Origin of the sequence: endosymbiont of Ridgeia piscesae, from assembly GCF_001443665.1 — a bacterium.
Lineage (GTDB): Bacteria > Pseudomonadota > Gammaproteobacteria > Chromatiales > Chromatiaceae > Endoriftia > Endoriftia persephonae.
In genome coordinates, this window is the sequence record NZ_KQ557124.1 from 50,308 (window position 1) to 72,217 (window position 21,910).

Genomic DNA, 21,910 nt, shown 5'->3' on the forward strand with positions numbered 1-21,910 from the left:
TTGGTGATCGGACGACAGAAGGCGGCAAGGCAGGGTTCGCCCAGACGCACCTCCCAGAGTATAGCCAAGGCCAGAACAAGGGACGCCGCTCTGCCCGGTGCGGGTTCACTCCACTCCGGCAGGTCGCTCTAGCCGACTCACCAACAGGATCGCCAGGGTCGCGACCAGGATACCAGGCACGATCTCGTAGAGATCGAAGATACCGCCCTGCAGCTGTTTCCAGAGCACCACCGTGACACCACCTACGATGATGCCTGCCAACACTCCATTGCGGCTCATGCGCCTCCAGTAGAGCGAGAGCACCACCACCGGCCCAAAGGCAGCACCAAAGCCGGCCCAAGCGTAGGCAACCAGATCGAGCACCTGGCTGTCGGGGTCGAGCGCCAACAGAAACGCCGCAGCAGCAATCCCCACCACCGCAAGCCGCCCCACCAGCACCAGTTCCCTTTCACTCGCCTGACGCCGCCACAGCACCCGGTAGAGATCCTCGGTGAAGGCGCTGGAGGCCACCAGCAATTGTGAATCGGCGGTACTCATGATCGCCGCCAGGATTGCCGCCAGACAGATGCCGGCAATCAGCGGATGGAACAGCAGCCCGACCAGTTCGATAAAGACCCGCTCCGCATCCGCCAGCGGCTGATCAAAGCTCGGCACTCCCACCAAGCCCACCAGAGAAGCGGCGATGAGTGACAACACCACCCAGCTCATCGCAATCCGCCGCGCCAGGGGCAGCTGCCGCACCGATCTGACCGCCTTGAAGCGGGCCAGGATGTGCGGCTGGCCAAAGTAGCCCAGCCCCCAGGCGGGCAGCGAGACGATCGTGATCCAGCCCAGGGGCGCGCCGCTGTTGTCGCTAAACGGATCGAGTAGATGGGGATTGCGCTGTTCGAGCCGACTCAGGGCCTCAGCCACGCCACCCAGCTCCCCCAAGGCGATCAGCGGTACTGCCAGCAGCGCTGCGAGCATCAGCAACCCCTGCAGCAGATCGGTCCAGGAAACAGCGATAAAACCACCAAAGGTGGTGTAGAGGATCACCGTCAGGGCGCCAGCCGCCACCGCCCAGACATAGGGCAGCCCAAACACCGACTCAAATAGCTTGCCGCCGGCCACCAATCCAGAGCTGGTGTAAAAGAGAAAGAACAGCAGGATAAAAAAAGCCGAGATGATGCGGATCAGACCCGACTCATCATTGAAGCGGTTGGAGAGATATTCCGGCAGAGTCAGGGCATTGCCCGCCTGCTCCGAGGCGATTCTCAAGCGCCCCGCCACCAGCCGCCAGTTGAGCCAGGTGCCGACCGCAAGCCCCGCCGCCAGCCAGAGCGACTCCAGTCCAGAGAGGTAGGCATAACCCGGCAGCCCCAGCAGCAGCCAACCGCTCATGTCGGAGGCGCTGGCCGAGAGCGCCGTCACCCAGCTGCCCAGGCTACGACCGCCAAGCACAAAATCGGAAAGATTGCTGGTCCGCCGCCAGGCCCAAAAACCGATCGCCAGCATCAACAGCAGATAGACAAGAAAGGTGGCGCCGATAGCCAGCTCCGCTGTCTCTCCCATCTCAACCGATCCCTCTGCGGCGTTGCTCGATCTTTGCCAGATAACTCTGTTTCATCACCTGCTCCAACGCACCGTTGTCTGCATACTCGACACCGAACACCGGTTGCCAGAGCGTCGGGCTCTCCATGCAGAGATAGAAAAAGACCTGATCGTGCCAGGGCGTGAGCCCCGTATAGGCATGGCTGAACATCTCGATCTTGATCGCATCCGGATAGGAGAGTTTGCCCGCCGCCTCCACCATCGGCATCTTCAGGATCTGGCTGCGCAATCCCTCACGGCCGCGCAGCTTCTTCAGCACCGACTTGATATAGGTGAGGGTGCCAAGACTCACCAGCGCCACCTCAGCGGGGTCAAATACCTCAACCAAGCGACTGAAGATCGCCCCGTACTCCTCCCGCCAGCGATCGTAGTGGATCATTGGGTGGAAGTGAAAACCAACCAGAATACCCCGATCCGCCAGCCGCCGTGCCGCCGCCAAGCGCTCCTCCAGGGAGGCGGTCAGGTGCTCTTCATTGTCGATCAGGGTCTGCGGATTGAGGGACCAGGTGCAGAGGACATTGGCTGGGATATCGTTTTTCAGCAAGTAGGCGATATTTTTCGACTTAGTTTTCAACTCCAGGATCACATTCGGGTGACGGCGGGCAAACGCCATCAGCGCATCCAGGATACCGGCCTGATTGCCCCACATCAGTGAGTCTGAGGATTGTCCTGTGCCGATGTGATAAATCTTCTGCGGATCGATTTCCAGCCGCTCCAGCTTCTGTGCAAAGCTGGCATCAAAGCGCACCTCATCACCATGATAGAAGGATTGGATGCTGCAGTAGCTGCAGTCGAAGCCGCAATTTTGCACCGCATCCAGGGTCAGCAGATTGCAGCAACGGGTGCGCGACGAAGCCACCGGACACCAGCCCAACCCCAGCTGGGGCCTCTCTTCGGTCACACGGCGGATGCGGTCTGTAGCATCGGGGGAACGCGGTGAACTCTCGGGATAGTGGTTCGGCATCTCCCGCAATCGCTGACGATGCAGCTGCAACTGCTGCAGGATCTGCTGGCGTGCTGCTTTGCCGGCGCCTGAAGGGGGCTCGAGCCCGGACCAGAGCTGCTCGATCGGCGGCTCACCCCACATCTGCAGATCGGTACAGATCTCCCCCAGTTGCCGCAGTTCCTGGAAGCTGAAGCGGTAGATCCGCGCCTGCTCCTCTATAAATTTGTGTTGCTCTGGGGAGAGTCGCGCAATCCCAGCCTGCTCCAACTGCCCATTCAGGCGGTTCTCATAATCGTCGTTTCGGCTCATGGCCGACAGTTGTACGCAAGCCGTCGGCCCCATGCAAGCACCTGCCCCGCCGGCCTCGCAGCAGCACAAGGCCAGCCCCCAACAGCAGCCAAGCAGCCGGTTCAGGCACACCGATCGGCGGTACAACCACCGGATCGGTACAACCGCTAGCACGATCGGTATTCGCCATGCCCGGCGTGATACAGGCCTGGGCAAAATCGGCGTTATTGGAGTCGCTATCAGCGCCGTTGGGCCAACGAGAGAGCCCCAGATAGGCAACTGTTGAGGAATCAACCAGGCCTGCCCCGGAGCCCTCGGTAAAACCCGCCACACTGCCTTCATAGCTCAGGCTGTCGATCTGGCTGGCGCCGAAAAATAGTGCCAGAGCATCCGGGGCACCGTTCTGAATCAGATTGCTCGCCGGCGATACATTCAGGTCGCAATTGATCACATTGGCACTATCGCCACAGAGCACAAAGTAGGCCCCTGCCTGCAGTTGCAGATCGGGCAGATCGAAGCTGCGGTAGATGGCACCACTGTTGCCATTAATCAACGACAGGGAGTATCCGAAGAGATCGAGGGAAGTGCTACCCGCGTTGAAAAGTTCGATGAACTCGGCAGTATCGCTGCCCGGCTGATCATAGTCGACCTCATTGATCAGCAGAGAGGCCTGGCCCTTAAAGCCGAACAGGGCGAAGGAGAGCCCAACCAGGGCTGGGAGTCGTTTAAATTTCATGGCGCATTTCCTTATGCATGGTTACAAGGCCCGCTCGCTGGGCTGATACCTTTATCCTTTGCTTATGAAACTAGCTGCAATAAGAACGAGAATCCATCAGAGCGACGCCAGCCTCTCTGTAGGAAACCGCTGACGCATAAGGAGCCTCTGCATGAATCTAGGCGGGCAGAATTGTGAGGCCAAATTATTCGCTGCAAGGCGGGAATCGCAAGCAATAGCCGGCCTATTGCCAAGATTTTCAACGCAGCAGCGGAAAATTTAGGCCCCAAGGCTGCCGTTCATGATTCGTGCAAAGGCGCCTTACCCCTTACGACTGACGTATTTCTTCAATCGTTTGCGCTTCTGGATCTGGCGTGGGGTGAGCTTGTTGCGCTTGCCCTCATAGGGGTTGTCACCGGAGCGAAATTCGAGTCGGATCGGCGTGCCTGAAAGCTTCAGGGCACGCCGGAATCGCCCAACTAGATAGCGCTTGTAGGTGCTGGGAACATGCTCGGTCTGATTGCCATGGATCACGATGATCGGCGGATTCTTGCCCCCCTGGTGAGCGTAGCGCAGCTTGATACGCCGGCCACGCACCAGCGGCGGCTGATGCTCCTGCACCAGCAGCTCCAGCAACCGGGTCAGCTCCGGCGTGGCCAGATCGCGGGTCGCATTGGCGTAGGCCCGATCCACCAGCCGGTAGAGACCACCGACCCCTGAACCGTGCAGCGCCGAGATGTAGTGGTGGGTGGCGAAGTCGAGAAACGGCAGCTTGCGTTCGATCTCCTCACGCACCTGCTGGCGCTGCCCCTGATCCAGACCATCCCACTTGTTGATCACCAGCACCAGGGCACGACCGCTCTCCAGGATATGGCCGGCCAGATTGGCATCCTGCTCCCCCACCCCCAACTGAGCATCCAACACCAGCAGCGCCACGTTGGCCTGCTCCAGCGCCTGCAGCGTCTTGATCACGCTGAACTTTTCGATCACCTCGTTGACCCGCGCGCGACGCCGAACTCCGGCGGTATCGATCAGGGTGTAGTGTTTGTCGTCGTGGACAAAGGGGATGAAGATGCTGTCACGGGTGGTGCCAGGCTGATCGAAGGCGACCACCCGCTCCTCACCCAACATGCGGTTGACCAGGGTCGACTTGCCCACATTGGGACGGCCCACCACCGCAATCTGGATCCCCTCTGGCAACTCCTCCGGCATCTCCACCGGCGGCAGGCTCTCGAGTACCTCGACGATCAGGCCGTGCACCCCCTGTCCGTGGGCCGCAGCGATCGCCTTCGGCTCACCAAGACCGAGGCTGAAAAACTCATTGGCGGCGGCATCCCGGCTCAGCCCTTCACTCTTGTTGACTACCGCAGTCACCGGTTTGCCGGTACGGCGCAGCTGCTCGGCGATGACCTCATCGCCGCCGGTGCAGCCCTCACGGGCATCCAGCAGCAACAGCACATGGTCGGCCTCGCCGATTGCCTGTCGCACCTGCTGCTCCATCAGCAGATCAACCCCGTCCTCACCGCTGAGGCCGCCAGTATCCACCACCACATAAGGGCCGGGGCCGAGCCGGCCCATGCCATACTTGCGGTCGCGGGTAAGACCAGGTTGATCCGCCACCAGCGCGTCGCGGCTGCGGGTCAAGCGGTTGAAGAGGGTCGATTTGCCCACATTGGGGCGGCCCACCAGGGCGATTACTGGAAGCATCAGAATTAACGCAAAGGACCGGGACGTAGCGCGCTCAGGCGGCCGCCATCATCATAGACATAGACCACACCATCGACCACCAGGGGTTTGGCACGGATCCCACCATCGCCCACCCGGGTGCGCGCCACCAACCGCCCGTCATCCTGGGAGAGCCAGTGCAGATAGCCTTCAAAGTCGCCTACCACCAGATAGTCGCCGACTATCGCCGGGGCCGAAAGACGTCGCGCATGCAGTTCGGACTGCTGCCAGAGAGCCGCGCCATTGGTCGCATCCAGCGCCCACACATGAGCCTGATCATCGCTCACGTAGAGGGTGCGCCAGTCACCATCCATCCCGGCATAAACAGAGAGATCACGTCGCCAGAGCACCACCCCGCTGGCCTCGGCGATCGCCGCCACCTCGCCCTGGAAACTGGCCGCGTAGACCATCCCCTCCACCGCCAGTGGATCGGCATCCAGGTCGACGATGCGCTCCAGCTCGGTGCGACCGTGGGGGGTGGAGACGGTGGCCTCCCAGATCGCGTTGCCACTCTCCAGGGAGAGACTCACCAGCTTGCCATTGGAGAACCCCACCAGCAGCTGGCCGTTGCTGATCAGCGGCGCACTGTTGCCGCGCAGCGTCAGCAGCGGTTCGCTGCGATCGAAGACCCAACGCGGCTGGCCGCTGGTCAAATCGAAGCCGGCGACACGACCATTAATGGTACGCGCCACCACCACGCCCTGCCCCACCACTGGCGGCGCCAAGACCTCACTGCTGACACGCCGGCGCCACAGCTCTTCACCGGTCTCGCCACTCAGCGCCAGCAGCTCCGCCTCGGCCGTGCCGACCAGCACCAGCCCCTCGCCGACACCGGGGCCACCGGTGATCTGCAAACCGGTATCGCGCTGCCAACGGGTTTTGCCCCCAGCCCGCTCGATCGCACTCACTTGACCGGTAGCGTTGGCGATATAGATCAGTTCACCATCCAGCGCCGGCGCGATCGCCAGGAAGCGGCCATCGGTGCCCCCTACCTGCTGCTGCCAGAGGGTCTCGACCGCCAACTCTGCCTGTCGCTCCACCAGCTCAGCCGGCGGATCAGCATTGTCTTTGGCCGAGAAGCCGCTGCAGCCGCCCAGCATCAAGATCAGAGCAACCCAAAATAGCTTGCGTATCATCTCCATCGCCTCAGGGGGTTGCGACTCCAAGGTCATCCAGTTTCATCTGCACCAGTTCGCCATTGCCGACATCGCCGGCCAACGCCAACTGATAGGCTTGGCGGGCCGCCTGCAGATCCCCCTGCTGGCGTGCGATGTCACCCCGCAGTGCGGCAAATTCGCTGTCGAAGCCACCGGCTGGCGCAGCCTTCACCAGACTGGCTGCGGCCTCGGTCTCGCCTTCGCTTAGCAGGATCCGCGCCAGGCGCAGTCGCGCCAGCTGTTTCAGACCGGGCTCTTCGGCATGCTGCATCGCCCATTCAAGCTGCGAGCGGGCCGCCGCACTGTCGCCTTGCTCCATTTTCAGGCTCGCCTGGGCCAGTGCAGCAAACACCGCATAGGCGCTGGATTCATATTCGAGCCGCAGCAGTTCCGCCTGCTTCAACGCTGATTCGCTCTGCCCCTGGGTGATGGCATCGATCATCTGGCTGAAGGCAACCGAGGCCTCTTCACCGACGCGATCCTGATAGCCGTTCCAGGCCTGCCAGCCAAACACCGCGCCGAACCCGAGCACGATGCCTGCGATCACTGAGGTGCCGTTCTCCTTCCACCACTTTTTTAACGCTTCGACCTGCTCTTCTTCGGTCTGATATCCACTCATGACTCTCAACCCTACTTGGTATTCAATTCGAAAACATCGGTGATCACTTCGCTCAATCGCTCCAGTGCCACCTGCTGCTGCTCACCCTCGCCGCGCATGGGCTTGAGGCCTACCTCTCCCCGCGCCAACTCGTCGTCGCCCAAGATCAACGCGTAACGGGCATTACTCTTGTCTGCCTTTTTGAACTGGCTCTTGAAGCTGCCGCCACCACAGTGGGCGATCAACCGCAGCTTGGGCAGCTGATCCCGCAGCCGTTCCGCCAGCAGCATGCCTTCGCGCTGCGCCCGCTCCCCCACCATCACCAGATAGAGGTCGATGCCTGGCAGGCGCTCCGCCAGATCGGTCTCTTCGAGCAGCGCGATCAGCCGCTCCAGCCCCATCGCGAACCCCACTGCAGGCACCCGCCTGCCGCCAAGCTGCTCGACCAGGCCGTCGAAGCGCCCACCGGCACAGACTGTGCCCTGGGCACCCAAACGGGTGGTAACCCACTCGAACACGGTGCGCGAGTAGTAGTCGAGGCCACGCACCAGGCGGGGGTTGGCGACGTAGGCCACGCCAGCCCCGTCAAGGCCCGCCAACAGGGTCTCGAAGTGCGCCTTTGACGCCTCGCCAAGATGCTCCATCAGGCTCGGTGCCCCGGCCACCAACTCCGCCATCTTGGGGTTCTTGGTGTCGAGGATACGCAGTGGATTGCTCTCCAGACGGCGCCGGCTATCCTCGTCCAGCTGCTCCTGATGGGCGCGAAAATAGTCCACCAGGATTGCCCGGTAGGCCTGGCGCTCCTGCGAAGTGCCGAGGGTATTGATCTGCAACTCCAGCCCGTCGAGGCCGATCTCTTGCCAGATCCGGTGGGTGATCAGGATCTGCTCCAGATCCACATCGGGGCCTTCCAGACCGAAGCTTTCCACGCCGATCTGGTGGAACTGGCGGTAGCGCCCCTTCTGCGGTCGCTCGTGACGAAACATCGGCCCTCGGTACCAGAGCCGCTGCACCTGATTGTGGATCAGGCCGTGCTCCAGCATCGCCCGCACGCAGCCAGCAGTACCCTCCGGGCGCAGTGTGAGACTGTCTCCGTTGCGATCGGCGAAAGTGTACATCTCCTTTTCGACGATGTCGGTCACCTCGCCGATGGAGCGCTTAAACAGCTCAGTCTGCTCGACTATCGGCATACGGATCTCATCGTAGCCATAGCGGGCGAGCACCGAGCGTACCCGGTCCTCGAGAAAATGCCAGAGGGGGGTCTGTTGCGGCAGGATGTCCTTCATCCCGCGGATCGCCTGAATATTCTTTGCCATCGGCCAGTTACTGCGGATCGTCGCGTAAAATCAAACGCCGGAGCTTACCACGTCCGGCGAGCGGGTTATAACCCTGATGGCGTGTAATCAGTAGTCTGCAGGATCGAAGCGAAAACGGGCAACATTGCGGCGGGTGTGGGGCTCGAGATCGAATGTATCGCCATTGATACTCATGTTGACCGCTGCGGCATTGCCAAACAACACCCGATAGGGTGCCGGCCAATTGCCCAGCACCCGTCGGTCACCCACCTTCATGTTGCCGATCAGGCGGGTGCGGCCGGAGGCATCGCGGATCTCTGCCCAACAGGAGTCGTTGAACTCGATCACCACACTGGGGAACGCAGACCCCGGCTCAGCCGGAGCCGCCTCGACCTCTACAGACTCTTCCGCTTCGACTGCATTGGAGGTAGTCGGCGCTGCCTCCTGCAATGCCTCCACGACAACCTCTGCTCTCTGTTCAGCGGCGATCTCCGCTGCTGCACCAACCGGCTCGAGCGCACCAACCTGCCCTGTCTCTTCCGTCAGAGTCTGTGTAAGCGGCGGCGGCTCAGCAACTGCTGCCTCATCCTGTGGAGTAGGCGATTCAATCTCGGTTGCCGGGGTTATCTCCTCGGGCGTCACCTCGAGCGGCGGAGGTAGGCTGAGGCCCGGATTGTCGGGCGCCGCCTCACTCTCCTCCAGCATCGACTCCTGCAGCGTCGCCTGGTCCGCTGTGCTCATATCGTGGAGCTCCTGCTCTCCCTGCCACCAGATCGCCAGCAGCAGCAGCAGGGCGATGACGATCACCCAGGTCACGATGCGCACTCCACCATGGTTGCTACGCATCTCCTTCAGGACTTTGCGGTTGCCGTTGAGCGCACGCGCTTCTTCCGGCAGTGGTGCGAGGGCCCGGTAGGCGTCGATCACCTCATGTTCCGGCACACCAAGGATGCGCGCGTAATTTTTCAGATAGCCCTGCACAAACACCGGACTAGGCAGGACTTCATAGTCATCCCACTCGAGGGCCTCAATCATGGTTTCGCTCAGGTGCAGCTGGGCGGCTAGCTTCATCTGATCTATACCCAGCGCTTCCCGCTCTTTTCGCAAGCGACTGCCAGGCCCCTCTATCGGCTGGTCCGCTCCCATCTGCTCCGCATCTTTGGTGGAAAGTACACTCATTATCGTTCTATTTGGTTGAGGAGCTGTATCTCAGGAGCATCCGGGAATTTTCCCCTGAGCAGCCTCTTATACTTGGCAGCTTTCTCTTCATCCCCCAACGCCGTCTCGATCTGAATCCCCATCCAGAGCGAACCGGCGGTTGCCGCCACCTGTTGGTGGTATCGTTCAATATAGTCCCGCGCTGCGAGATGATTCTCCTGCTCCAGCATCATCCCGGCCATCTGGTAAAGGGCCAGAAAAAAGCGATCGTTGGCGCTCAACGCCCGTCGATAATAACGCTCTGCTGCCAATTTGTCGCCACTACGCTCGGCACACAGGCCAGCGTTGGTAAGCGCGATCCAGGGGGTCGGATAGAGCGGATTCTCCAACGCCAGTTGAAACTGTTTGTCCGCCAGATCATATTGACCCTGTTTACAAAAGAAGCCGCCACGAGCATTGTGAATATAGGGGTTCTGTGGCTGGATCACCAAGGCTTCAGTATAGTGCTGATCCGCAAGCCCGACCTCACCCAACCGCTCATAGAGCAGTGCAATCACATTGTGTGCTTCGGCGCTCTTGGGGTCGAGCTCCAGGCCCCGCTTGAGCTTCTTCATCGCTATCCCAAGCTGGCCCTCACGCATATAGACGATTCCCATCTCCACGTAGACATCGGCCGGGCTCTTCCGATTCTGATCGCCAAGGTTGCCAGTGCTACCCCCTTCCGGCCTGAACTCGCCCTGGCTGGCACAGGCGCTGAGCAGCACCGCAAGCGACACTACTGCCAACCGGGTCAGCCAGAATCGTTGTTTCATCGCGCCCCTGCCTCCGCCGCCCGTTGCGGCATTTTTCTTTTCAGTTCACGCTGACTACGATCCTTTACCCGCCCCACCAGCTGGCCACAGGCGGCGTCGATATCCTCGCCGCGGGTCTTGCGGGTAATGGAGATGATGCCTGCTCTCATCAGGCGCTGACGAAATACCTCGACCCGTTCCGGCGGAGAGGTTTTGTAGGAGGTGCCGGGGAAGGGATTGAAGGGGATCAGATTAAGCTTGGAGGGAGTCCCCTCCAGCAGCCGGATTAACGCCTTGGCGTGCTGGATCGAATCATTGATGCCATCCAGCATCACATACTCCCAAGTAATCTTGCGCCGCTTGTCACCCTTGATGAAGTCACGACAGGCAGGGATCAGCTCCTCCAGCGGGTACTTCTGGTTGATCGGCACCAGCTGGTCGCGCAGCTCATTGGTCGGCGCATGCAGCGACACGGCAAGGCTCACATCACTCACCTCGCGCAGCTGTCTTAGCGCCGGCACGATACCGCAGGTGCTGATGGTGACGCGATATTTGGAGAGCATGTAGGCGGAGTCGTCCTGCATGATATCCATCGCCGTCACCACCGCATCAAAATTAGCGAGCGGCTCACCCATCCCCATCAGTACGATATTGGTCGGTGGATGCCCTAGCTCGCGGCTGGCAACCCAGACCTGGCCGATAATCTCCGCCACCGAGAGATTGCGGTTGAAACCCTGGCGAGCGGTGGAGCAGAAGCTGCAGTTGAGTGCGCAACCGACCTGGGAGGAGACGCAGATGGTGGATCTCTCCCCATCCGGGATATAGACCGTCTCGATACGCTGGCCATCATCCAGCTGCAACACCCACTTGCGGGTGCCGTCGCGGGCCGGCTGCTCAAACACCAGCTCCGGCAGACGGATCTCTGCCAGCGACTCCAGCTGCACACGCAACCGCTTGGAGATATCGGTCATCTGATTGAAGTCGATCACACCCTGCTTGTGGATCCATTTGAAAACGTTGCGCCCATGGAAGGCTTTGGAACCCAGTTCGACAAAAAAGCGCTCCATCAACCGCTGATCGAGCTCCATTAGGTTGGTTTTGTTCAACTCAGACAAGCAGGTTTCCTCATTCCGCGGGATTGGCGGCAGCACAGGCACTCAACAAGTAGGCATAGAAACAGATAATCCTGCCCCGCTCAACGTGTTACACGCCAGAACACGCTTAACCACAAGCATCAAAGGGATAAATTACCACAATCGAGCGAAAGACTTGGCGATTCTAGCCAGAGTCTCTGCCACAGGCAATCAGGCAGAGTGATTCAGAGGAAAGCAGAGGCGGGAGGGGCCGCCGCAAACCAGTATTGCGGCGGCCTCAGGAGAAAACAGTGAGGTGGGGATCAGATGCCCAGCTTATCCTTGATTGCCGCCACAACCGTATCACTGGAAGTGGAGTTGACATCCATCAACATCCCCTCGTTGCGGTAGAAGTCGGTCAGCGGCGCGGTCTTCTCATTGTAGACGTCGAGACGGTTGGAGATCGCCTCTTCGGTCTCGTCGTCGCGCTGCACCACATCGGCGCCGCACTTGTCGCACTTGCCTTCCACCTTCGGCGGCATCGACTTAACGTTGTAGATGGCGCCACAGCCGACGCAGGTGCGACGGGTAGTGAGGCGGTCGAGGATCACGTCACGCGGCACGTCCAGGTTGACCGCAGCATCCAGCTCGATGCTGAGATCGGCCAGCAGGGTCTTGAGTTGCTCGGCCTGGGGGATGGTGCGAGGGAAACCGTCGAGCAGGAAACCGGCCTTGCAATCATCCTCCTGCAGGCGCTCTTTCATGATGCCCATGATCAGCTCGTCAGGCACCAGATCACCGGCATCCATGAAGGCCTTGGCCTGTTTGCCCAGCTCGGTGCCATCCTTGACTGCGCCGCGCAGGATGTCGCCGGTGGAGATCTGTACGGAACCGTCGACAGCGGTCAGCAGCTTGGCTACGGTGCCTTTACCGGCACCCGGGGCGCCCAGAAGAATCAGTCGCATGGTTTTTCTCTCTGCAATCTATTTGATAAGGGGTAAGGAGTTTTCGGGGCGAGATTGTGTCGCCAAGTCGCGCAAAAAGCAAAAAAAATCGCGCCTGAACAGGGAATTCCAATCCGCAGTACGCCTCCCAACGATTGCCGCAGCCGCCGCTCAGTCAACCAGCCGATACACCTCAATCACATCCGGCAACTGCTCGACCTTCAGCAGCAGACGGCTGAGCTGGGCCATATCGGTAACTTCCACAGTAAAGCGCATGGTGGCCCGGTCCTGGGTGCGGTCACTGTGGGTGTTGACCCCGATCACATCGACCTCCTCGTTGGTGAGGATCGAGGAGATATCACGCAGCAGCCCCTTGCGGTCGGCAGCATACACCTGAAAATCGACCGGGTAGAGGGTTTCGTGGCGTTCGCTCCAGTGCACCTCCACCAGCCGCTTCTGCTCCTGGTCATTCATGCTGCGAATGTTGGCGCAGTCGCGCCGATGCACGGTCACACCGCGTCCACGGGTGACAAAACCGATGATCGGATCGTAAGGGAGCGGCTTGCAGCAGCGCGCCATGCTGGTGAGCAGATCGCCCACCCCCTGCACCACCACCTCGCCGCGGGCCGGCGGCTTGTTCAGGCTCCACTCTTCCGGCGGCGCCACACGAGGCGGCGGCTTGGGGGTCTCACTGAAGTTGGCGATATGCACCGGTGAGAGCTCACCGCGGCCGATCGCGGCGTAGACATCCTCCCCCTTGTGCAGATTGTGACGCGCCGCGACCGCCTCCAGGTCGGGCCGTTCACTGATGCTCATGCGGGTCATTTCGCGCTCTAGGGCGGCACGACCCAACTCCACATGGTGTTCGTAGTCGAGCTGCTTGAACCACTGGCGTACCCGCCCTCTGGCGCGGGAGGTGTGCAGATAGCCAAGATGGGGGTTGAGCCAGTCACGGCTTGGACTGCCGTTTTTAGCGGTGAATATCTCCACCGTCTCACCGCTGTGCAGCGGCCGGGTCAGCTGCACGATATGGCCATCCACCCGTGCGCCCTTGCAGCTGTGCCCCACATCGGAGTGGATCGCATAGGCGAAATCGAGGGCGGTAGCCCCCTTCGGCAACTCCACCACCTTGCCCTGGGGAGTAAAGACGTAGATGCGGGTCACCTCCAGCTCGCTGTCGAACTGGGCCAGAAAACCCACCGCCTCCTCGCCGCCATCCTTGAACTCGAGCCAGTGACGCATCCAGACGATACGACGCTCGAAATCCTCGTCGTGCTTGGTGTTCTCTTTGTAGCGCCAGTGGGCCGCCACCCCCAGCTCCGAATGGTGGTGCATGTCGTAGGTGCGGATCTGCACCTCCAGGGTTTTATCCTCGGGGCCGATCACTGCGGTGTGGATCGACTGGTACATATTCGTCTTGGGGGTGGCGATGTAGTCGTCAAACTCGCCGGGGATATGGCGCCAGAGACTATGCACGATTCCCAGTACCGCGTAGCAATCGGCCACATCCTCCACCAGCACCCGTACCGCACGCAGGTCGAAGATTTGCTCGATATCCACCGCCTTACGCTGCATCTTGCGCCAGATACTGTAGATATGTTTTGGCCGGCCACTGATCCCCGCCTGGATGCCCGCCGCCTTGAACTTCTCCTCCAGCAGGGCGATGACATCCTGGATAAAACTCTCCCGGTCACTGCGCCGTCCATCCAGCTGACTGGCGATGCGCTTGTACGCCTCCGGCTCGAGAAAACGCAGACTGAGGTCTTCAAGCTCCCATTTTATCTGCCAGATGCCCAGCCGGTTGGCCAGCGGCGCGTAGATACTGCGGGTCTGCTCGGCGATGCGGCGCTGAATCTCGGCGGGAAAGTCGCGCGCGATGCGCATCAGGTGAAGCCGCTCCGCCACCACCACCAGCACCACCCGCACATCCTCGGCAATACCTAGCAGCAGGCGGCGCAGATTCTCCGCATGCTCTTCCTGGTCGCCGGCCGGGATCTCTCTGGAGAAGTCGGTGAGGGCGTCGATGCGCGCCATGTCACCGACCATGCGCAGAGTGGCCTCACCAAATTGCGCCGTCAATGCCTCCTGATCGCTCGCTTCGTCGTCAAGCACGCCGAGCAGGATCGCCGCCGCCAGGGTCTCCCGGTCGAGCCGCATGCTGGCCAGCACCTCGGCCACTGAGAGGGCATGGCGGATGCGCAGTTCACCGCTCGGCAGACGCACCTCCCCCCCCCGCTCAAGTGCGGTCTGGCAGGCCATCTCCAGATATTCACGGTCACCCGGCTCGATCTGCGGCGCGAGGCTATCGATCCAGGCCTGGATCTTCTCGAGATCGACCAAATCGCCTTCCGGCAGGTTTGTCGTAACACTGACCATGATTAGGGGATAAGTGGCCGCCCGCCCTCTCTGGCGGCCCTCAGATCAGTCGAGCACATGGCTGACCAGTCCGTCAGCCAACTTGGGTTCAAACCAGGTCGATTTCGGCGGCATCACTTCACCCGCATCGGCCACCGCCATCAGCGCCTCCATGCTGGTCGGGAAGAGCGAGAAGGCAACCTGCATCTCGCCGCTGTCGACTCGCGCCTCCAGCCCCTCTAAGCCACGAATGCCGCCGACAAAGTCGATGCGGCTGTCGCGGCGTGGATCAGAGATACCGAGGATCGGCTCGATCAGGTTGTCGGCCAGCAGACTGACATCGAGCCGCGCCACCGGATCGTCCGCTGGGATGCGCGCCGGGTCGAGGCTCAGGCGGTACCACTGGCCGTCGAGGTACATGCCGAACTCGGCGGTGCCGGCGGGCTTGACCGGAGTGTCGCTCATCTCCAGGGTGAAGGCCGCTTCCACCTTCTCCAGGAAGGCCTCCTTGTCGAGGCCATTGAGATCCTTGACCACCCGGTTGTAGTCGAGGATCTTCATCTGGTTGTGAGGGAAGATCACCGACAGGAAGTAATTGTAGGACTCCTCGCCGGTATGCTTGGAGTTGGCCGCCTTGCGCGCCGCACCGACCCGCGAGCCGGCCGCCGAGCGATGGTGGCCATCGGCCACATAGAGCGCGGGCATCGCATCGAACTCGCGAGTGAGCTGCTCCACTACCTTCTCATCGTCGGCAACCCAGATCTGGTGGCGCACGCCATCGGCGGCTGTAACATCCATATCGGCAGCTCCTTCGGCGATCAGCGCGAGGGTGTCGTCCACCGCCACGGCACTCGGATAGACCAGGAATACCGGCCCGGTCTGGGCATTCAGCGCATCCACCTGACGCACCCGGTCGTCCTCTTTGGCGGGACGGGTGAATTCATGTTTTTTGATGCGATCGTTATCGTAGGCCTGCACCGAGGCGACCGCCGCCAACCCGGTCTGCACATGCTCGCCCATGGTGAGGCGATAGACATAGAAGCAGGGTTTGGCGTCACGAACCAGCACCCCTTCTTGCTCCATCTTCGCCAGATTCTCCGCCGCCTTAGCGTAGACCTCCGGCGAGTAGGGATCGGTGCCGACCGGCAGATCCACCTCGGCGCGAGAGATGTGCAGAAAGCTCCAGGGGCGGCCTTCGACCATCTCGCGTGCCTCCGCCTCATTCATCACGTCGTAGGGAGGGGCGGCAACATCTTCGGCGCGGCCATTCGCGGGCCGCAGCCCCGGAAACGCTTTGATTAGCGGCATCTATCTGATCCTTATCATCGTGTAATGGCGAGCCTCTCTCACCACAGGAAATCGTTAAACGCGCAGATTGTTTCAAATGCACAAGCTACAGATCAAGCACTGCCGAACAGTCAACACTCCAGCGCCCGACTTTTTCCACCCCAAATTGTGCCGTTAACTTGATCCCCGTCACACTCAACCCCCATGTCAGAAAATTCCTACATGGGTTGCGGATCTTTCCCCCTACCCTCTCCGCCACCCTGTGACATTCTTGAATTGTCGCCAACAGGACGACAGGGAAGCCATAAGGAACAGGGACGTCTCAAGGACGGAACCGTTTGCCAACCAAGCAGGGCGACATGCCCCACTTCCATGGAATGGGAGGTGGGGTTTTTCCGTTGAGCCTCTGCAGACTGACCGCTCCCCGGCCTTACTCCGAGCACTCGCCGCTTCACAAGCGAGGCACGTGGGTTTGTTCAGTCAGCCCGCCATAGACGCTGTTCAGGGGCATCGAACGCCTGCCAAAGTTCCCGATAGCTCTGCCCTGTTACGGGATGGATCTCATCACCAGCCACTTCAGACAACGGCAACAGCACAAAGGCGTAGCGAGTAATCTCATCACGCGGCAGTTGCAGGCCGGGCTCATCCACCACCACATCGCCGTAGGTCAACAAGTCGACATCGAGGGTGCGCGGAGCAAACTTGCCAGACTCACGCTGTCTGCCATTTTTTTCTTCGATCCAGCGCAGCTTCAGCGCCAGTTCTTGCAGCGGCAGGCGGGTAGCAATCCCCACCACCAGGTTGTGAAAGTTATCTCCCTCGAACCCCACCGCCTCGCTCTCATAGATAGGGGAGAGCACCAGCTCGCCAAACTCAGCCGTCAGATCGGTCAGCGCCTGCGAAATATAGCGCCGCGGCTCAATGTTGCTGCCTAGGCTCAGCCAGGCGCGCACCAGCTCCGCCTCAACCACGACTGCCGCGCTCGATGATCACGCCGACATCCTGTGCGGCACTCACCGCCCCCGCCTTGTTGGCGGTCAGGCGCAGCCAGGGCACATCAAACTCCTCAAGCACGATCTGTGCGCAACGTTCCGCCAGAGTCTCCACCAGCTGAAAACTGCTCGCCTCGACAAACTGGATCAGGCGCTTGCTGACAGCCTTGTAGTCAAGGGTATCCTCGATACCATCTGAGGCTGCTGCTCTGGCCACATCGGCCCCCATCTCCAGATCGAAAACCACCGTCTGTTTGATCTCCCGCTCCCAGTCATAGATACCAATAACTGTATCGATGCTCAGGCCCCGGATGAATACTATATCCATTCAATCTTCCGTTTGGGTTGGCAAATGGACCACATGGTAGTGGAGTGGGCCACAATGACAACCCCTGCAGCGACAGCGAAAAGTGTGCGGGATAATCAAGTGCTGCAGCGAAGCAGGTGCGAACAGCTCCATGCCGCCCTAACTACAGGCTCCCAGCCATCGCTGCTCTCCCTGGGCATGCCGGCCATCCGGTGTTCACTTGATTAACAACATCCTTGACCTGCCGCGGGTGAGCAGGTCCAATTCGCCCATGATTATCGATATCCTGCTGATCCTCTCCGCCTACCTGTTGGGCTCCATCTCCAGCGCCATCATCGTCTGCACGTTGATGGGGCTACCCGATCCGCGCACCCAGGGCTCCAACAACCCAGGCGCCACCAATGTGCTGCGCATCGGTGGTAAGAAGGCGGCGGCCATCACTCTGCTGGGCGACATGCTAAAAGGCCTGCTGCCGGTGCTGGCAGCCCACCTGCTCACCGACTCGCCCCTGACCTTCGCCCTCACCGCCATGGCGGCGTTTCTCGGCCATCTCTACCCGATCTTTTTTGGTTTTCAGGGCGGCAAAGGGGTAGCCACCGCCCTCGGCACCCAGTTCGGACTCGCCTGGCAGATCGGCGGCAGTGTGGCGCTGATCTGGCTCTTCATGGCCAAGGTAATGAAAATCTCCTCCCTTGCCGCGTTGGTCTCGATGGCGCTGGCGCCCATGATCGTCTGGTGGTTTTGGCCCGCGCCGGAGTTGATCTCAATGCAGGTGATGATGAGCCTGCTGCTGTTCTGGCGGCATCGCAGCAACATCCAGAATATGTTGGCAGGCTCCGAAGAGCCGATCTCCAAGGAACAGGGACCCAAGACCTAGACCGGCTGGAGTGTCTCCATCAGCCAGCGGGGTTGGGCGGAGAAACGCAACGGCTCCGACTGCCCCGCCCTGAGCCGCTGCCAGCCGGCATAGGCGATCATCGCGCCATTATCGGTGCAAAATTCCGGTCGCGGGTAGTAGGCCAGCCCGCCCTCCTTCTGCATCATCGCGCCGATCGCCGCACGCAGACGCTGGTTGGCGCTGACACCACCGGCCATCACCAGGGTCGAGACCCCGCTCTGGCGCACCGCCCGCCGACACTTGATGCGCAGCGTATCGACCACTGCATCCTCGAAGGCGCGGGCGATGTCCGCCAGGGTCTGGCGACTGACCACTTCCCCCTCCTCCCGCCGAGCGGCCTGCAGGGTATTCAGGGCAAAGGTCTTGAGGCCACTGAAGCTGAAGTCGAGACCGGGCCGGTCGGTCATCGGACGCGGAAAGCGATAACGCCCCGGATCGCCCTGCTGTGCCAGCTGCGCCAGCTCCGGCCCACCCGGATAGGGCAACCCGAGCAGCTTGGCGGTCTTATCAAAGGCCTCTCCAGCCGCATCGTCCAACGATTCACCCAGCACTTGGTAGCGACCTATCCCCTCCACCAGCACCAGCTGGGTGTGACCACCAGAGACCAGCATCGCAACAAACGGGAAAGGCGGCGGCTCGGCCTCCAGCATCGGCGCCAGGAGGTGGCCCTCCATGTGATGTACGCCAATCGCCGGCACCCCCCAGGCCCAGGCCAAACTACGGCCGATGGCGCTGCCCACCAGCAGTGCCCCCACCAGCCCGGGACCAGTAGTGTAGGCAACGCCGTCGATCTGTTCCGCACCGAACCCCGCCCCCCGCAGAACCTGCCGGATCAGCGGCAACACCTTGCGCACATGGTCCCGCGAGGCCAGCTCCGGCACTACGCCGCCATATTCGGCGTGCACTGCGATCTGGCTGTGCAGCGCGTGGCCGACTAGGCCCTGTTGGCTGTCATAAAGGGCGATGCCCGTCTCATCGCAGGAGGTTTCGATCCCAAGTACTCGCATCGCCCAGCCGACCCTCTCAGTCATTACGAAACAAAATCAGGCAGCCAAGTTTAGCAGACAATCCCACACCACTTTTGAAAAGCGCAGAGCCATGTTGTAGAATTCGCGCCTTTCAACCGGGCCCCGGCCAAACAACTGAAATTCTGAGGAACAACTACAGATGCCCAACGTACGCGTCAAAGACAACGAACCTTTCGAAGTCGCCCTGCGCCGCTTCAAGCGATCCTGCGAGAAAGCTGGCGTTCTCGCCGAGGTCCGTCGCCGTGAGTTCTACGAAAAGCCCACCTGGGAACGCAAGCGCAAGGCCGCCGCCGCCGTCAAGCGTCATCTGAAGAAGCTCTCCCGCGAGAACCGCCGCTGGGAACGCCAGTACTGATCGCTTTCTGCGACAGGGATCTCTGAACGATGTTGAAGCAACGCATCCAGGATGACGTCAAGGCCGCAATGAAGGCCAGAGAGAAGCAGCGCCTCGGCACGCTGCGCCTGATCACCGCTGCGATTAAGCAGCGCGAGGTCGATGAGCGCATCGAACTCAATGACGATCAGGTGCTTGCCATCCTAGAGAAGATGATCAAGCAACGTCGTGACTCGATCGCCCAGTATCAGCAGGCCGGCCGCGATGAGCTGGCCGTTCAGGAGCAGAGCGAGATCGAGATCATCCAGGACTACATGCCAGAAGGTCTCAGCACTGAAGAGATCAACTCCCTGATCGAGGAGGCAATCGCCTCCTCGGGCGCCTCCGCCATGAAAGATATGGGCAAGGTGATGGGGCAGCTCAAACCCAAGATGCAGGGCCGCGCCGACATGGGGCAGGTCAGCGCCCTGGTCAAGCAGAAGCTCTCCGGCTAACCTTTTTCTCCCCTCTCGGCTGGGGGGCATCGGCTATCTTATGCGTTATCCCCAGCATCGCAGATAGCTTCAGACCCATGGCCGGCAGAATCCCCCATCACTTCATCGATGAACTGCTCAGTCGGGTGGACATCGTCGATCTGGTCAACCAGCGAGTGCCGCTAAAGCGCGCTGGCAAAGAGTACCAGGCCTGTTGCCCGTTCCACGACGAAAAGACCCCCTCCTTCACCGTCAGCCCGGAAAAACAGTTCTACCACTGCTTCGGTTGCGGCGCTCACGGCTCCGCCATCAGCTTCCTGATGGACTACGACAACCTGGGTTTTGTCGAGGCAATTGAAGAACTCGCCACCAGCACTGGCCTCGAAGTCCCCCGCGAAGGTGGCCTGCCGCAAGGGCCAGACCTGCGCCCCCTGTTCCAACTTATGGAGCGCACCGCCAGCTACTACCGGCATCAGCTGCGCGACCACCCCCAGGGGCAGACCGCCATCGACTATCTGAAACAGCGCGGCCTGACTGGCGAGATCGCCGCCACCTTCGGCATCGGCTTCGCTCCCCCAGGCTGGGACAACCTGCTGCAGCGCACCGGCCAACAGAGTGAGACACTGCGCCAGCTGCGTGAGACCGGCATGATCACGGAAGGAGAAGGCAAACACTACGACCGCTTTCGCAACCGCATCATGTTCCCGATCCGCGACCGGCGTGGCCGCACCATCGGTTTTGGCGGCAGGATATTGGAGGGTAGCGCCGCGACGGACAGGGCGCCAAAAGCGACCGGCCCCAAATACCTCAACTCCCCCGAGACCCCCTTGTTCCACAAGGGGCGCGAACTCTACGGCCTGTTTGAAGCCAGCCAGGCACTGCGCAAGATCGACTCCTTACTGGTGGTCGAAGGCTACATGGATGTGGTTGCCCTGGCTCAGTTCGGCATCCGCAATGTGGTGGCCACCCTCGGCACCGCCACCACCAGAGAACATCTGGAGTTGATCTTCCGCATCTGCCCCGAGGTGATCTTCTGTTTCGATGGTGACCGCGCTGGCCGCGATGCTGCCTGGAAGGCACTGCAGACCACCCTGCCGGTGATGCGCAAGGGACGCGAGGCGCGCTTCCTGTTCCTGCCTGATGGCGAAGATCCAGACACCCTAGTGCGCAAAGAGGGGGTAGAACAATTCAGCGACAGAGCGAAAGCAGCCATGCCACTCTCCCGCTTCCTGTTCGACCAACTCAGCAGCCAGATCGACATGCAGTCGATCGACGGCCGCGCACGCCTGGCGCAGCTGGCGAAACCCCTGCTTGGGCAGCTACCCGCCGGCCTCTTCCGCCAGATGATGTTTCAGGAACTCGAGGGACTGGTCGGCATCAAACCGGGACAGCTCGATAGCAGCACGCCACAAAATCAACAGGGCAAGCCCGGCTCCACCTCTCGAAAAAAATACCAACAACAACGTCTCACACCCCTGCGTAGCGCCATTGCGCTGTTGCTCGACACCCCCACCCTGGCACAGCTGGTAGCGGACACCGATGACGATTGGCAACAATGGCAAGCCCCAGGAATACCGCTGCTGCGCCAGCTACTTGAATTAATCCGGGCCCAACCTACGCTTAATAAAGCGGCCATCATCGAACGCTGGCGAGACCAAGAAGCCTTCGCCGCACTGGATAAATTAGCCACCTATCGATTTGATCTTCCTGGCATGGACAAAGAGGCGGAATTTCGCGATGCGATCAGCAGACTCAATCAGCAATACCGCAAGCAGAGCGCAAAAACGCCACACAAGCTCAATCCTAGCGAGCTCTCCGAGGAAGAGCGTCGGGCACTTCGACAACGCTTTCCTGGTCAAAGATAGGCGACCACGCTGAATCAACGCAAAAAATCCGGGTAAAGCGCTATCGCTGCCCTGGAATCATGCTAGAATGGGGAGTTTATTCGTCGGCACT

General features: G+C 60.8%; 20 protein-coding genes. 4 read left to right on the forward strand and 16 right to left on the reverse strand.

Annotated elements, in window-relative coordinates:
- Nucleotides 1–105: 105 nt before the first annotated feature.
- The 15 genes from putP to folB form a co-directional block, all read right to left on the reverse strand.
- Entirely contained in the window at nt 106–1,551 is a 1,446-nt protein-coding gene (gene putP / locus Ga0074115_RS06630) for a sodium/proline symporter PutP (protein WP_060528347.1), read from the reverse strand.
- 1 nt (nt 1,552) lies between these two features.
- Nucleotides 1,553–2,845 carry an SPL family radical SAM protein gene (locus tag Ga0074115_RS06635; protein ID WP_057955262.1) on the reverse strand — a complete coding sequence of 431 codons (1,293 nt, stop codon included), beginning with the start codon at nt 2,843–2,845 and terminating at the stop codon, nt 1,553–1,555.
- On the reverse strand, nt 2,823–3,560 hold the full coding sequence (locus Ga0074115_RS06640) for a lamin tail domain-containing protein (RefSeq protein WP_057955261.1): 738 nt from the start codon (nt 3,558–3,560) through the stop codon (nt 2,823–2,825). The genes Ga0074115_RS06635 and Ga0074115_RS06640 overlap by 23 nt, the downstream gene beginning before the upstream one ends.
- A gap of 300 nt (nt 3,561–3,860) precedes the next feature.
- Nucleotides 3,861–5,246: a ribosome biogenesis GTPase Der gene (gene der / locus Ga0074115_RS06645; RefSeq protein WP_057955260.1), complete on the reverse strand. Its 1,386-nt coding sequence runs from the start codon at nt 5,244–5,246 to the stop codon at nt 3,861–3,863.
- A 5-nt stretch (nt 5,247–5,251) separates the two neighbouring features.
- The gene (gene bamB / locus Ga0074115_RS06650) at nt 5,252–6,436 is read right to left on the reverse strand and encodes an outer membrane protein assembly factor BamB (protein ID WP_057955259.1); all 1,185 of its coding nucleotides are present in this window, start codon (nt 6,434–6,436) and stop codon (nt 5,252–5,254) included.
- Nucleotides 6,411–7,040: a YfgM family protein gene (locus Ga0074115_RS06655; RefSeq protein ID WP_057955258.1), complete on the reverse strand. Its 630-nt coding sequence runs from the start codon at nt 7,038–7,040 to the stop codon at nt 6,411–6,413. The genes bamB and Ga0074115_RS06655 overlap by 26 nt, the downstream gene beginning before the upstream one ends.
- 11 nt (nt 7,041–7,051) lie before the next feature.
- On the reverse strand, nt 7,052–8,335 hold the full coding sequence (hisS, locus tag Ga0074115_RS06660) for a histidine--tRNA ligase (RefSeq protein WP_057955257.1): 1,284 nt from the start codon (nt 8,333–8,335) through the stop codon (nt 7,052–7,054).
- 87 nt (nt 8,336–8,422) lie between these two features.
- Entirely contained in the window at nt 8,423–9,493 is a 1,071-nt protein-coding gene (locus tag Ga0074115_RS06665) for a RodZ domain-containing protein (RefSeq protein WP_057955256.1), read from the reverse strand.
- Complete coding sequence (gene pilW, locus Ga0074115_RS06670; RefSeq protein WP_082626713.1) at nt 9,493–10,284, reverse strand: type IV pilus biogenesis/stability protein PilW; 792 nt, start codon at nt 10,282–10,284, stop codon at nt 9,493–9,495. The genes Ga0074115_RS06665 and pilW overlap by 1 nt, the downstream gene beginning before the upstream one ends.
- On the reverse strand, nt 10,281–11,378 hold the full coding sequence (gene rlmN / locus Ga0074115_RS06675; RefSeq protein WP_082626712.1) for a dual-specificity RNA methyltransferase RlmN: 1,098 nt from the start codon (nt 11,376–11,378) through the stop codon (nt 10,281–10,283). Before rlmN ends, pilW begins: the two co-directional genes overlap by 4 nt.
- A 281-nt stretch (nt 11,379–11,659) precedes the next feature.
- Nucleotides 11,660–12,301 (reverse strand): adenylate kinase, encoded by a 642-nt coding sequence (locus Ga0074115_RS06680; protein WP_057955255.1) that lies wholly within the window; start codon nt 12,299–12,301, stop codon nt 11,660–11,662.
- 150 nt (nt 12,302–12,451) lie between these two features.
- Nucleotides 12,452–14,656, reverse strand: coding sequence for a RelA/SpoT family protein (locus Ga0074115_RS06685; protein ID WP_057955254.1), 2,205 nt, complete (start codon nt 14,654–14,656; stop codon nt 12,452–12,454).
- A gap of 45 nt (nt 14,657–14,701) precedes the next feature.
- The gene (locus tag Ga0074115_RS06690; protein WP_057955253.1) at nt 14,702–15,943 is read right to left on the reverse strand and encodes a DUF1015 domain-containing protein; all 1,242 of its coding nucleotides are present in this window, start codon (nt 15,941–15,943) and stop codon (nt 14,702–14,704) included.
- A 455-nt stretch (nt 15,944–16,398) separates the two neighbouring features.
- The gene (folK, locus tag Ga0074115_RS06695; protein ID WP_057955252.1) at nt 16,399–16,893 is read right to left on the reverse strand and encodes a 2-amino-4-hydroxy-6-hydroxymethyldihydropteridine diphosphokinase; all 495 of its coding nucleotides are present in this window, start codon (nt 16,891–16,893) and stop codon (nt 16,399–16,401) included.
- A complete protein-coding gene (gene folB / locus Ga0074115_RS06700; protein ID WP_005960975.1) occupies nt 16,886–17,242 on the reverse strand; it encodes a dihydroneopterin aldolase in 357 nt (118 codons plus the stop codon). Before folB ends, folK begins: the two co-directional genes overlap by 8 nt.
- Nucleotides 17,243–17,492: 250 nt before the next feature.
- Between folB and plsY the strand changes: the two genes are divergently transcribed.
- On the forward strand, nt 17,493–18,098 hold the full coding sequence (plsY, locus tag Ga0074115_RS06705; protein WP_060528348.1) for a glycerol-3-phosphate 1-O-acyltransferase PlsY: 606 nt from the start codon (nt 17,493–17,495) through the stop codon (nt 18,096–18,098).
- On the opposite strand, the gene tsaD is transcribed toward plsY, so the two are convergent.
- Nucleotides 18,095–19,126 (reverse strand): tRNA (adenosine(37)-N6)-threonylcarbamoyltransferase complex transferase subunit TsaD, encoded by a 1,032-nt coding sequence (gene tsaD, locus Ga0074115_RS06710; protein WP_057955250.1) that lies wholly within the window; start codon nt 19,124–19,126, stop codon nt 18,095–18,097. The genes plsY and tsaD overlap by 4 nt on opposite strands.
- 160 nt (nt 19,127–19,286) lie before the next feature.
- On the opposite strand from tsaD, the gene rpsU reads away from it, so the two are divergent.
- The 3 genes from rpsU to dnaG all read left to right on the forward strand — a co-directional run bounded on the left by rpsU (nt 19,287) and on the right by dnaG (nt 21,819).
- On the forward strand, nt 19,287–19,502 hold the full coding sequence (gene rpsU / locus Ga0074115_RS06715; protein ID WP_005960972.1) for a 30S ribosomal protein S21: 216 nt from the start codon (nt 19,287–19,289) through the stop codon (nt 19,500–19,502).
- A 29-nt stretch (nt 19,503–19,531) separates the two neighbouring features.
- Nucleotides 19,532–19,975 carry a GatB/YqeY domain-containing protein gene (locus tag Ga0074115_RS06720; RefSeq protein ID WP_057955249.1) on the forward strand — a complete coding sequence of 148 codons (444 nt, stop codon included), beginning with the start codon at nt 19,532–19,534 and terminating at the stop codon, nt 19,973–19,975.
- A gap of 77 nt (nt 19,976–20,052) precedes the next feature.
- Complete coding sequence (dnaG, locus tag Ga0074115_RS06725) at nt 20,053–21,819, forward strand: DNA primase (RefSeq protein ID WP_060528349.1); 1,767 nt, start codon at nt 20,053–20,055, stop codon at nt 21,817–21,819.
- Nucleotides 21,820–21,910: the final 91 nt, after the last annotated feature.